Origin of the sequence: Fusibacter bizertensis (genome assembly GCF_029914245.1) — a bacterium.
Taxonomy (GTDB): Bacteria; Bacillota; Clostridia; order Peptostreptococcales; family Acidaminobacteraceae; genus Fusibacter_C; species Fusibacter_C bizertensis.
Genome location: NZ_JARYZI010000009.1, coordinates 40,492 through 54,109, shown reverse-complemented (window position 1 = coordinate 54,109; position 13,618 = coordinate 40,492). Strand labels below are relative to the sequence as shown.

The window sequence follows — 13,618 nt, the reverse complement described above, 5'->3', positions numbered from 1 at the left end:
TATTTCACCCCAGATGGGCAATTCTCAAGTCGGATGCCTGTCTGGGGGTTGATTTTTTTTGAAAACTTATTGTTTTTCTATGTTTGAGCCTTGTGTTCACATGGTATATATGTATTTGAGAATAATTATCAAAAAAGGAGCGACAGATGAAAACAGTAAACTTAGGACAAGGCATCGAACAGCTAACAGTAGATATTAAAGATATACTCTTTGAAGGGCTATGGGAGATGCCAAAAGGAGTAACGCTTAATTCATATATTGTAAAAGGCGATGAAATCGCAATAATAGATGGTGTTTGTGGTTGGGAAGGTGTTCCAGAGGATCTTTTTAAGTTGTTTGATCAGCTTGATATTGACATCAAGAAAGTAAAATACTTAGTACTCAATCATCTTGAACCAGATCATTCTGGGTGGATTACAGAGTTCAAAAAAATGCATACTGATTTTGAAGTGATATGCACTGATAAAGGTGCTGAGCTTTATAAAGCATTTTTTGGAGAAGATGAAGTGATTCATGTAGTTAATGATACTTCTGAGATCAATCTAGGGGCTGGTAAAGTTCTGAAATTTTTAACAACACCACATGTACATTGGCCAGATGCCATGTTGACTTATGAAGTGTCATCGGGAATCCTTTTTAGTTGTGATGCATTTGGTATGTTTGGTACTTTTGAGCAATCTACAATTGACGATGCTTATACAGATCTTGAGATCAAAGCATATCAAAGAGAAATTAATAGATACTATTCCAATATCATTGGTGCTTTTTCACCCTTTGTGCTTAAAGCAATTGAAAAATGTAAAGGACTTGACATCAAAATGATAGCACCTGGACATGGCCTTATTTGGCATCAGCGTAAAGACTGGATCTTAGAAACCTATACCCATTTAGCCAACAACCAAAAAGGTGATGCTGAAGAGGAGATCACTTTACTCTGGGGAAGTATGTATGGCATGACAGAAGAAGTGGTGATGGCAGTTGAAGAAAAACTTAAGAAATCGGAGATTAAATATTATGTACATCGCGTTCCAGAGACATCATGGGGTGAAATCTTGACCTCTGTCTGGACTTCAAAAGGCATCATACTAGCTATGCCAACTTATGAGTATAAGATGTTTCCACCTATGGCAGCAGCGCTTGAAGAGATCGGAAAGAAAAAAGCACATGGAAAGATTGCATTTAGATTTGGTTCTTATGGCTGGTCAGGAGGCGCACAAAAAGAGTTAGATGAAATTCATGAGAAACTTAGGATGGGGTGGAACTTTGTAGCCCCATACGAGTTCAAAGGACGTGCTAAGCAAGAGGACATCGAGCACGTCTTGAGACAAGTTGATGTTTTGATCGAAAAGGTGAAAGAAAACAGTTAAATCACAGATAAATCAGAAAATTTAGAAAAAAGGGTTGACTTGCTGTCAATAAACGTGTATTATCGTTTTTAATATACCAAATGCAACGACTGAGAGAAACATACCTAAACATTCTTCATAGAGAGCTACGGTTGGTGAAAAGTAGCAGGGATGTGGTATTTAATAATCACTCAAGAGCAGCAAAGTCGAACGTATGACAGTAGACTGAGCCGGTTTGATCTTCGTTAAAGTGATCAGAGTTAACACGATTTATCGTGCGACTTAGTAAGTGGATGGCTTATTTGTTTTAAGCATATCTAAAAAGCAGGGTGGTACCGCGAGAAAGATTACTCGCCCCTCGACAATCATATTTGTCGAGGGGTTTTTATTTTGTCCAAAATTGATTTTATTTACCAAAATACAAGGAGGAACGTGATGGAGAGGATGTTAAGAGCGACGATTGAAAATGAACCTGAAGTGCTGATGCGTGTAACAGCACTGTTAAAAAGAAAAGGATTCCAGATGAAACGCATCGTAATGCAAAGTGACGATGACCAAAAGAAAGCGAATCTAGAAATCACCATGCAAAACAATGGACCTGCACTTGATGCAGCACTTTTGGTTCTAAAACGCGTGGTCAATGTTTATTCTGTAGTTGAGGTGAAGCAGTAACAACAAAGCAGTGAAAAAAAGTAAAACGTGATCAAGAGATCATCATATAAAATCATAAAAATATAAGGAGAAAATGAAATGGCGAAGATGTATTACGAGAAGGATTGCAAATTAGAATTACTTAAAGGAAAAAAGGTGGCGGTACTTGGTTTTGGAAGTCAAGGACACGCTCACGCACTTAATCTTAAAGAAAGTGGTGTTTCAGTCGTGGTTGGTCTTTATGAAGGTTCTAAGAGCTGGAAGAAAGCAGAGTCAGCAGGGCTAGAAGTTCAGACAGCAGAAAAAGCAGTAGCAGATGCAGACCTTGTTATGATGCTCTTACCAGATGAAAAGCAAGCAAGTGTTTATAAGTCAAAAGTAGAACCTAACCTAAAAAAAGATGCAGCGCTGGTCTTTGCACATGGTTTCAATATTCATTTTAGTCAAATTGTTCCACCTGCAAGTAACGATGTATTTATGGTTGCTCCAAAGGGACCTGGACATCTTGTGAGAAGACTTTACCAAGAGGGGATGGGTGTTCCAGCACTTTTTGCAGTTCACCAAGACGCGTCGGGAAAGGCGAGAGAATTTGCCATGGCATATGCACTTGGTATAGGTGCTGCGAGAGCAGGCGTTATCGAAACTACTTTTAAAGAAGAAACTGAGACAGACCTTTTTGGTGAACAAGCAGTCCTATGTGGTGGTGTTACTGAACTTGTGAAAGCGGGCTTTGAAACGTTGGTTTCAGCAGGGTATCAAGAGGAGATTGCCTACTTTGAATGCCTACATGAACTTAAATTAATCGTAGACTTACTCTATGAAGGTGGCCTTGAACGTATGCGCTATTCAGTAAGTGATACAGCAGAATACGGTGATTATCAAGTGGGGAAACGCATCGTCAACGAAGAAACCCGTGCGGAGATGAAAAAAGTGCTAAGTGAAATTCAAAACGGAGAATTTGCCAAAGCATGGATTTTAGAAAATATGGCAGGTCGTCCAGTCTTCAATGCGAAAAGAAGACAAGAAACAGAACATCCAATGGTGGGTGTTGGTAAAAAATTAAGGTCAATGATGAGTTGGTTGCCAAATCAGGAGGGATTTGATGCTTAATAGTCGTAGCAGTCAGTTGACACAAGGTGTAGAGAGAGCACCGCATCGTTCACTTTTAAAAGCACTTGGTCTTACAGACGAAGAGATGAATCAGCCTTTTATAGGTGTGGTAAGTGCTTTTAGTGAAATCGTTCCAGGACATGCACACCTAAAAACAGTAACGGATAGTGTAAAGACAGGTATCAGAATCTCTGGCGGCACACCTTTTGAATTTCCCGTGATTGGTGTGTGCGATGGTTTAGCCATGAACCATGAAGGCATGCGCTATTCGCTCGCTAGTAGAGAGCTGATTGCAGATAGTATCGAAGCCATGGTGATGGCACATCCCTTTGATGGCATTGTACTAGTACCTAATTGTGACAAAATTGTACCTGCGATGTTGATGGCAGCAGCTAGGCTGGATATTCCAGCCATCGTCGTCAGTGGTGGTCCTATGTTAGCCGGCAACCATCGGGGAAAGGTACTGGATCTTAGTGCTGTTTTTGAGGCAGTTGGGAAAGTAAATGCCGGTGTATTATCAGTAGATGAGCTTTCAGTTTATGAAGAAGAAGCTTGTCCAACGTGTGGCTCATGTTCAGGGATGTACACAGCTAATTCTATGAACTGTATGACTGAAGCACTTGGTATGGCGCTACCGGGAAACGGAACAATTCCAGCCGTTTACTCTAAACGCCAACGACTAGCAAAAGAATCAGGGATGCGCATCGTAAAGATGGTGGAAGAAGGGCTAACGCCAAGTAAAATCATGACAAAAGATGCTTTTCACAATGCATTAACTGCTGACATGGCACTTGGGTGTTCAACCAATACAGTACTCCATCTAACTGCGATTGCAAATGAAGCGGGCGTGACAATCGACCTTGATATAGTGGATGCGATTAGCAATCAAACGCCAAATCTGTGTAGGCTTAGTCCTGCTGGTGCTGATCATATTGAGGACCTTTATCATGTGGGGGGTATCCAAACACTTCTTTATCAACTGAACGTTGCTAAATACTTAAAAGGAGATGTCTTAACCGTATCAGGGCTGTCACTCCAGTCTCAACTGATGAAGCACCCAATCAAATCTGTAGATGGAAAAGTGATGCGATCAGTTGATGCACCCTATAGCCATAAAGGCGGGATCAAAGTACTTTGGGGAAACCTTGCCAAAGATGGCGCAGTTGTGAAACAATCTGCAGTTCTACCTAGCATGATGGAACACACTGGTCCAGCTAGGGTTTATGATGGAGAAGCTACGGCAGTAAAAGCCATACTAAGTGGTGAGATCAAAAGTGGAGATGTTATCGTTATCAGGTATGAAGGGCCCAAAGGTGGACCTGGTATGCCTGAGATGCTCACACCGACATCTGCACTCGTAGGGATGGGGCTTGATGACTCGGTGGCACTGATCACTGACGGTAGATTTTCAGGTGCGACGAAAGGTGCTGCTATAGGTCATATCTCACCAGAAGCACAAGCAGGGGGAGATATAGCATATCTAATGGATGGCGACCTTATAGAGATCGATATCTCTCTTGGCACCATCAACCATAAAATAGAGGATGCCATAATTTCAAATAGACGAGATCAGATGACACATCGACCTGTTCAAGTTAAAGGCTATTTGGCAAAATACGCCAGACATGTAAGTTCCGCAGCAGAAGGGGCAATCTACAGATAAAATAATATGAGTTTATGAAGGGGTGAAAACATGTTGCTATCAGGGGCTGAGATAGTATTGAAGTGTTTAAAAGAATATAAGGTTGAAAGTATTTTTGGGTTTCCTGGTGGTGCAGTTATCCCTATATATGATGCACTTTATCAGGATGATCAAGGCATCAAACATTATCGTACTTGTCATGAACAAGGGGCGGTTCATGCAGCAGATGGTTACGCCAGAGCGACGGGAAAAGTTGGCGTTTGCTTAGTGACCTCAGGACCCGGTGCGACCAACACAATCACAGGCATAGCAACCGCCTATATGGACTCCTCTCCAGTTTTGATCCTTACAGGACAAGTTTCTAGTGGGTTGATTGGAAGGGATTCTTTTCAGGAAGTTGATATAACAGCGATGACGCTTACCATCACCAAGCATTGTGAGATGGTCAAATCCATCGAGCAACTTCAAGAAGTACTTTACCGGGCGATGGAGATTGCAAAAGAAGGCAGACCAGGACCAGTGCTGATAGATATCCCAAAAGATATATTGACACAAAAAACGGAATATAAAACAAATTCAGATGTAGCAAGTGTGCAGCAAGCTGATAGGAAGCGATATGAAAAACATCCGCTACCGGAAGGGATATATGATGCCGTAAAGACTGCCAAACGTCCTGTCATCATAGCAGGTGGTGGTGTCAATATCTCAAAAGCAAACGATGCTCTCTTTAAGTGGGCAAGTAAAGCACATATTCCTGTGGCCAATACACTTATGGGCAGTGGTGCTTTTCCACAGACGCATCCTTTATCACTAGGACTCATAGGTATGCATGGTCATGCACCATCAAATCGATACATGGCAAGTGCTGATCTGATCATAGCACTAGGTGTTAGGTTTAGCGATCGTGTGGTAGGTGCATCAGAAGAATTTTGTAAAGGGGCTAAAATCATCCATGTAGACATAGATTCAAGTGAATTTGGAAAGAATAAACAAGTGGATTTTCCATGGCGCGTTAGTATCCATGAGGCGTTAGCAACCTTGACTCAGCTATCATTAGGTTGTGTTTGGACAGGAGAAAAAGACCTTGAAAAGCTTCAAATTGAAAGTTCTGATGAGACTGGAAATGAAGTAACCAATGAAGCATCGACTCAAGTTCAAAGCTTCAACATCCCAGCACTGTTTAGGCAATTAAAGGCTTATGCGGGTGCAGAAACAACAGTAGTAACTGAAGTGGGTCAACACCAGATGTGGACGGCACAATACTATCATTTTGAGCATGTTAGAACTTTTATCACTTCAGGTGGGCTTGGTACTATGGGGTTTGGTCTTGGTGCAGCTATAGGAACAGCAGTGGCAAAAAAAGGGCGTGTACTTCATATTGCAGGAGATGGTAGTTTTAAGATGAATTGTAATGAACTTGAGACGGTGAGCAAATACCACTTACCGATTACAACTGTGATTATGAATAATCATTCACTTGGTATGGTGAGACAATGGCAAGGTCTATTTTGCGAAGGAAGGTATAGTGAAACTGATGCCAACCAATCAGTTGATATCGTCAAACTGGCTGAGGCTTATGGTATAAAAGGTTATAGCGTTTCCTCACATGCTGAACTTCAGACAGTACTTGATTTAGTAAAGTGGGTTGAAGGACCTGTACTTATAGAATGTGAAATTCACCCTGACGAAGGTGTATATCCTATTATTCCAGCAGGAAAGGGCATCGAAGAGATGTTAGAGGTAGCACCATGGAGAACTTAAATTTAAAACCAAAAGAGCAATATCATCGCGATTTTTTATTTGAGCCTCAAGGTACAGTTTCACAACCTATGTCGCCAAGTGATGGTAAAAGTAGTCGCTTAGATTCCAAAATAGAAGATCAAATTGCTAAACTTATAGATGAAATTCCCAGAGCTTCTGATGTGCTAAAAGGTGTCATCAAGGAGACGCCATTGATTTATAGTTCTTTTTTTAGTGAAGAAGGTGGGAATCAAGTCTATATCAAACCAGAAAATTTGCAAAGGACAGGTGCTTTTAAGATCAGAGGCGCTTATTATAAAATGAGTAAACTTTCTGAAGAGGAAAGGCATTTTGGTGTGGTCACTGCATCTGCAGGAAATCATGCACAAGGTGTAGCACTGGCTGCAAGCGAGATGGGGATCTCGGCAACTGTTGTGATGCCATCTGCAACGCCTTTGATCAAAGTCAATGCAACAAAAGCATATGGTGCCGAGGTCATACTATTCGGTGATAACTTCGATGAAGCTTATCAATATGCTAAGCAAATTAACACCCAAACAGGTCGTGTCTTTATCCATCCTTTTGAGGATTTTGATGTGATGACGGGACAAGGTACCATCGGTGCTGAGATTATGTCAGAACTTCCAGGGGCTGATATTGTCCTGGTACCTGTAGGGGGTGGTGGTCTAATCGGTGGGATAGCGGCTTATGTGAAGACACATTATCCAAGATGTAAAGTAATCGGTGTAGAACCAGAAGGTGCTGCTTCTATGAAACTAGCCTTTAACAACTCGTCTAGCTGTAAACTTGATGCTGTGCATACCATAGCAGACGGTGTGGCAGTAAAAAGGGTAGGGGATGCAAATTACAAGCTGGCAAAGCGTTATGTAGATGAGATTATCACTGTAAGTGACTATGATATTATGGATACTTTTTTAATGCTACTTGAAAAGCATAAAATTGTGGCTGAAAATGCAGGGGTACTATCTCTTGCAGGGCTAAAAAAACTAAATGTTACTGATCAACAAGTGGTGTGTGTGGTGTCGGGTGGCAACATAGATGTCGTCACAGTTTCAGCGATGATTAACAAAGGACTGACAAGGCGTGGGCGAATCTTTTGTTTCTCAGTCGATTTACCTGATACACCTGGACAACTGGTGAATATAGCACAGCTTTTATCAGAGCATAAAGCAAACGTCATCAAACTTGACCATAATCAGTTTATGAACTTTGATCGTTTTAGTCATGTGCAGCTACAGGTTACTGTTGAAACCAATGGGCACGATCATATCAGAGAAATCGTAGGTGGACTTAACTTAATAGGTTACACAGTGAAACAAGTATATTAAGCCTTTTGCAAATTTGTGATGTTGCCTATAAACTGGGTATATAAGGGAGTGAGTTGTTAAACCATTCCCTTATATATTTTTTTGTTTTATCGTGGCTTTATTGGTGATATGATGCAAAACAAATTGAAAGATAAAAAAATCGAAAAAAAAGAAGAAGCTATAAGTGGCGAACGCTCTTTTAAAAAAGAAATGCTGTTGATTAAAGCGACCGTTGTGATCGTAATGTTTATAGCGATGGTAGCTTCTATTTTATATAAAACAGATCGACTCTATACACACTTCTTTTATATCCCCATAGCTATGAGTGCCATTTGGCGCCCAAAATGGACTGTTCCGCTAGGCATATTTTTTTCTCTTTACCACATTTTACTTGAAATATCTATCAAATCAGAAGTTTCTTATAGTATTTTTATAAGGGCGATGATCATACTTTTGATATCGATTATTCTCAACGAAATATGGAAAAAAGAACTTCGATACCAAATAAAGATTAGCACACTCACATATAAGAGTTGTCACGATGCATTAACGAAAGTCTATAATAGGGGATATTTTCAGTGGTTATTGGGTACTAAATTAAAGTTACCTGTAGTGATAATGGTGATTGATATTGATGGGCTTAAGAGGGTCAATGACCATTTTGGTCACCCCGCGGGTGATGAACAAATCATTTCGGCGGCTGAAATCCTTGGCAAGAGTTTGAGGTTTGGCGATACGCTTGCAAGACTTGGAGGAGACGAATTTGGAATTCTGGCACAATCATGTAGCGAAGAAGGAGCACTTGATATCATGATGCGTGTAGATACGCTTGTTGAACAGTACAATCAAGATCAATCCGCTGAGCGTTGGCTTTCATTATCTATTGGATATGAAAGCGATGAAAAAGGAACAATGCTCAATGAAACCTTAAAAAAAGCAGACCAAAAAATGTACGAAAATAAAAGAAGAAAGTATGAGGTGGCAAATGAAACTATCCAAAAAAATCTATAAGAAAAAACTGAAAGAACTTCAGGCAGAATTGATACAGATGCAAGAATGGATTGTTCAAGAAGGACTCAAAGTAATCATTTTATTTGAAGGTCGGGATGCTGCTGGTAAAGGAGGCGCGATAAAGCGTATCACTGAAGGTCTTAACCCAAGAACTTGTAGAGTGGTTGCGCTTCCAAAACCTACAGAAAAGGAAAGAGACCAATGGTACTTCCAAAGGTATGTAGCACATCTCCCTAGTGCTGGTGAGATGGTTTTGTTTGATAGAAGTTGGTATAACCGTGCAGGTGTTGAACGTGTTATGGGATTTTGTACAGATGAGGAGTATTGGGAATTTCTTAAAACTGTTCCTGAGTTTGAAGACATGCTTATACGTTCGGGGATCATCTTGATTAAGTACTGGTTTTCAGTAAGTGATGAGGAGCAAGAAGAAAGGTTCCAAGACCGGATCAATGATGAAACAAAGCGATGGAAATTGAGTGAGATGGATTTGGAAGCAAGGTCAAAATGGGTTGAGTATTCTAAAGCTAAAGATGTGATGTTCCAGTATACAGATACTGAAACTTCTCCTTGGTATGTGATTGAATCAGATGTCAAAAAAAATGCAAGAATTAATTGTATATCGCATCTGCTATCAAAGATTCCATATCAAGAAGTAGAGATGAAAAAACTTGAACTACCAAAACGTCAAAAAAATACGGGTTACGTACGTCCGCCGATTGATTCTATGAATTTTGTACCAGATGTAGCCAGTAAGATTGCTGAAAAGCATCAAAAAAAGGATAAATAAATAAGAAAAGTTATATAAGACTATTGAGAAAGAGCTATATCAAAGTGTATATTTGATATAGCTCTTAAGTATTTACCCCAAAAACAAAGCCGTAGTAACTTTTTATAAATCTTGCGATGTGATATAATGATATGATTTTCATGGAGGATAATATGTCATTTTATAAATTAGGGGTTTCACCTGAACTCGTCTATGCACTAGAAACAATGGAGATTCATACCCCAACACCGATACAATCACTTAGTATACCGCAGGCATTAAAGGGAAAAGACGTACTAGGTGAAGCACAAACTGGAACTGGAAAGACTTTAGCCTTTCTTTTACCGTTATTTCAAACGATTGATACTGAAGACCACCGTATACAAGGGCTCGTGATCACACCAACCAGAGAACTTGCGATCCAGATCTCTAAAGTGGCAAAACAGCTTGCTGAAATCACACCGATGCGGATACTCACTGCTTATGGTGGACAAGACGTCGTTGCACAGCTTCACAAATTTGGTGGCGAAGTACAGCTCGTGATTGGTACGCCGGGTAGAATCTTAGATTATCTCAGAAGAGGTGCTATTAATTTTGATGCGCTTAAGATGTTGATCGTCGATGAAGCAGATCAGATGTTCCATATAGGTTTTAGAAAAGAAGTGGATGAGATTTTAGAGCAGACACCTGTTAAAAAGCAGACATTATGCTTTTCAGCGACGCTTTCTCAAACCGTAGATTCGTTTTCACATGAGATCTTGGTAGATCCCGTGCTTGTAAAAGCGCCTAAAAAGCAGATTACGTTAGAGGCGATAGAGCAGTTCGTAGTTGTCACTTCAAACCGTAAGAAATATGCAGATTTTAAAACCGTGTTAAAACAAAATTTTCCGCAAAAAGCACTGGTTTTTTGTCGCTCTAGGATGGGTTCAGAATCCCTTTATAAAGATATGCTTGCAGATGGTTTTTCTGTAGAAGTCTTACACGGTGGACTCACTCAGGCAAAGCGAGAATTTGTCATGGAGCAGTTTAGAACGGGAGAACTTCAGTACCTTGTGGCAACAGATGTCGCAGCAAGAGGGCTTGATATAGATGGCGTGAGCCATGTGTTTAACTATAACTTACCGGATGATACTGAAAACTATGTTCACCGTATCGGACGAACAGGCCGTGCTGGCACTGTTGGCGTAACCTATACTTTTTTAACCATCAAAGATGAGAAAAGACTAGCGGATATTGAAGAATACATCCAGATGAGTATAAAGCGCATTCATTTTTCTTAAGCTACCAGTATACAAGGCATGTAATAAAATGAGTTTTATGAAAATTTGAGCATAATTAACATGTGAGAATAATTTTCAATTAGAACAGTATTTTGTAAATCTCATGTTGACAACGCTTTTTTATCATGCTAATATAGTCAAAACCGAATAACGAGATACTCTTATCCAGAGTGGCGGAGGGACAGGCCCTATGACGCCCGGCAACCAGCTTTTTAGCATGGTGCTAATTCCTGCAGTTTTTAAACTGAGAGATGAGAGAGGACCCAAACTTTTTATATTTTGACCTCTTTCTTGGAAAGGGGTCTTTGTTGTTTCGTCACAACTTGCTTGTGACAGAATAAGAGGGCTCGATGCCCAAAGATTCTCTTCTTCTGGTAAATTAAAATTAAAGGAGAATGACAACATGAGCGACAAAAATCTTAAATTCGAAACACTTCAAGTACACGGCGGACAAGAAGCAGATCCGACAACGGGTTCTAGAGCAGTTCCCATCTATCAAACTTCATCTTATGTTTTTAAAGATGTAGAGCATGCAGCTAACCTTTTTGCCCTGAAAGAACCGGGTAATATCTATACGCGTATCATGAACCCAACCTCAGATGTCCTTGAAAAACGCATCGCATTACTTGAAGGTGGTGTCGGCGCACTTGCAGTCGCTTCTGGTTCAGCAGCTGTCACTTATGCGATTTTGAACATCGCTGGTGTAGGTGATGAAATCGTAGCGGCTACCACACTATACGGTGGCACTTACAACCTTTTTAAAGTAACTTTCCCTAGGTTTGGCATCACCACAAAGTTCGTTGAACCTTCTAGACTTGAATCATTTGAAGAAGCGATCACTGATAAAACGAAAGCGATCTTTGTAGAGTCTATCGGTAACCCTGAGATCAATATCATCGATATAGAAAAACTCTCTAAAATAGCACATAAACACGGTATCCCACTAATCGTGGACAACACTTTTGCAACGCCATATCTTTTTAGACCCTTTGATCACGGTGCGGATATCATCGTGCACTCGGCGACAAAGTTCATCGGTGGTCATGGGACGTCAATCGGTGGCTTACTTGTAGACTCAGGCAATTTTGACTGGGTAGCTTCTGGTAGATTCCCCGGTTTAACTGAACCTGATGAGAGTTATCATGGTATCAGATATGCGCAAGATGTTGGCGCAGCCGCTTACATCACAAAAGCAAGGGTACAGCTACTCAGAGATACAGGCGCTTGCTTAAGTCCTTTTAACGCATTTTTACTTCTACAAGGACTTGAGACGCTATCCTTAAGACTTGAGAGACATGTGAGCAATACTGTAAAAATCGCGCATTATCTTGAAGCACATTCTGCTGTAAGCTGGGTAAAATACCCGGGCCTTGAAAGCAGTCCTTATTTTGACCTAGCAACGAAGTTTTATCCTAAAGGGGCGGGTTCGATCTTTACCTTTGGAATCAAAGGCGGTGCTGATGCGGGTAAGAAATTCATCGAAGCACTGGAAATCTTCTCACTACTGGCAAATGTTGCAGATGCTAAGTCGCTTGTGATTCATCCGGCAAGTACCACTCATGCACAGCTCAGCGAAGCAGATCTTATCAAAGCAGGTGTAGCACCAGATCTTATTAGGATCTCTATCGGGATTGAAAATGTAGATGACTTACTTGATGATCTTGCTCAGGCACTTGATGTTTCGCAGCTGTAAAGGAGCGACCCATGCCAATAATAATACCAAATGAATTGCCAGCGGCTTCCACACTGGCAGCTGAAAATATATTTACCATGACAGAATTTAGAGCTGAGCACCAAGATATCAGACCACTTAGGATCGGTATCTTGAATCTCATGCCTACGAAAGAAACCACTGAGACGCAGCTTTTAAGAGTACTTGGGAATTCACCACTCCAAACTGAAATTGTGCTCATCCAGTTAGATGGTCATATCCCTCAAAATACGTCAAAAGAATACCTTGAAAGGTTTTATGTCCCATTTTCAAGTGTAAAGGACCTGAAATTTGACGGTCTCGTCATCACAGGTGCACCGGTTGAGAATCTTCCCTTTGAAGAAGTTAGTTACTGGGAGGAGTTTGAAGCGATTTTGGAGTGGAGCAGATACCATGGCTTTGCTACTTTCCACATCTGTTGGGGGGCGCAAGCGGCACTTTATAAACACTATGGCATCCCAAAATACCCACTATCGAAAAAGTGCTTTGGTGTTTTTGAGCATAAGCTTGAAAGCAAGCATGTGAAGTTGCTCAGGGGATTTGACGATGCATTTTATATTCCGCAATCTAGGCATACTGAAATTAGACGTGCGGATATTGAGAAAGCTGGTAACCTTGAAATCGTGGCTTACTCAGAAAAGTCTGGAATTGGGCTAATCGTGTCAGAAGATGGACGAGAGGTTTATGCGACTGGGCATTCGGAGTATGACCCAGAGACGTTATCACTTGAGTATTTTAGAGATAAGGGGAGAGGACTTCCGATTGATGTGCCTGCTAATTATTTTGAAGAGGATGACCCAGAGAAAGAGATCGTGGTGAAGTGGCGCTCGCATGGGCATCTGCTTTTTGCCAACTGGCTGAACTACTATGTGTATCAGGAGACGCCATTTGAGCTTTAATTTATTTATGTAATATAGCCTCAAAAGGTTATGATATACTAGTTTAAACCGAGCTTTAGAAATTAGCATAAAAACTAATTTTCTAAAGCTCGGTTTTTTTTAAGGCTGAATTCCAATAAACGCTTGCAGTTAGA

11 protein-coding genes and 1 riboswitch are annotated in these 13,618 nt (G+C 40.7%); all 11 genes read left to right on the top strand.

The genetic code is table 11. The features are described from left to right. Positions 1-146: 146 nt before the first annotated feature. Entirely contained in the window at positions 147-1,367 is a 1,221-nt protein-coding gene (locus tag QE109_RS12990; protein WP_281094966.1) for an FprA family A-type flavoprotein, read from the top strand. Positions 1,368-1,781: 414 nt separating this feature from the next. Beyond that, entirely contained in the window at positions 1,782-2,018 is a 237-nt protein-coding gene (locus QE109_RS12985) for an ACT domain-containing protein (protein ID WP_281094965.1), read from the top strand. A 78-nt stretch (positions 2,019-2,096) separates the two neighbouring features. Further along, complete coding sequence (ilvC, locus tag QE109_RS12980; RefSeq protein ID WP_281094964.1) at positions 2,097-3,107, top strand: ketol-acid reductoisomerase; 1,011 nt, start codon at positions 2,097-2,099, stop codon at positions 3,105-3,107. After that, positions 3,100-4,770, top strand: coding sequence for a dihydroxy-acid dehydratase (gene ilvD, locus QE109_RS12975; protein WP_281094963.1), 1,671 nt, complete (start codon positions 3,100-3,102; stop codon positions 4,768-4,770). Before ilvC ends, ilvD begins: the two co-directional genes overlap by 8 nt. A gap of 30 nt (positions 4,771-4,800) precedes the next feature. Continuing rightward, positions 4,801-6,510 carry a biosynthetic-type acetolactate synthase large subunit gene (gene ilvB, locus QE109_RS12970; RefSeq protein ID WP_281094962.1) on the top strand — a complete coding sequence of 570 codons (1,710 nt, stop codon included), beginning with the start codon at positions 4,801-4,803 and terminating at the stop codon, positions 6,508-6,510. Next, a complete protein-coding gene (gene ilvA / locus QE109_RS12965; protein ID WP_342637148.1) occupies positions 6,498-7,838 on the top strand; it encodes a threonine ammonia-lyase in 1,341 nt (446 codons plus the stop codon). Before ilvB ends, ilvA begins: the two co-directional genes overlap by 13 nt. 111 nt (positions 7,839-7,949) lie before the next feature. Continuing rightward, positions 7,950-8,828 (top strand): diguanylate cyclase, encoded by an 879-nt coding sequence (locus QE109_RS12960; protein WP_281094961.1) that lies wholly within the window; start codon positions 7,950-7,952, stop codon positions 8,826-8,828. After that, positions 8,803-9,615, top strand: a complete 813-nt coding sequence (gene ppk2 / locus QE109_RS12955; protein ID WP_281094960.1) for a polyphosphate kinase 2 — start codon at positions 8,803-8,805, stop codon at positions 9,613-9,615. Before QE109_RS12960 ends, ppk2 begins: the two co-directional genes overlap by 26 nt. A gap of 152 nt (positions 9,616-9,767) precedes the next feature. Beyond that, positions 9,768-10,874, top strand: coding sequence for a DEAD/DEAH box helicase (locus QE109_RS12950; protein WP_281094959.1), 1,107 nt, complete (start codon positions 9,768-9,770; stop codon positions 10,872-10,874). 158 nt (positions 10,875-11,032) lie between these two features. Continuing rightward, positions 11,033-11,132, top strand: a riboswitch (SAM riboswitch). A 145-nt stretch (positions 11,133-11,277) separates the two neighbouring features. Continuing rightward, entirely contained in the window at positions 11,278-12,567 is a 1,290-nt protein-coding gene (locus QE109_RS12945; protein ID WP_281094958.1) for a homocysteine synthase, read from the top strand. An 11-nt stretch (positions 12,568-12,578) separates the two neighbouring features. Continuing rightward, complete coding sequence (gene metA, locus QE109_RS12940; RefSeq protein ID WP_281094957.1) at positions 12,579-13,484, top strand: homoserine O-acetyltransferase MetA; 906 nt, start codon at positions 12,579-12,581, stop codon at positions 13,482-13,484. Positions 13,485-13,618: the final 134 nt, after the last annotated feature.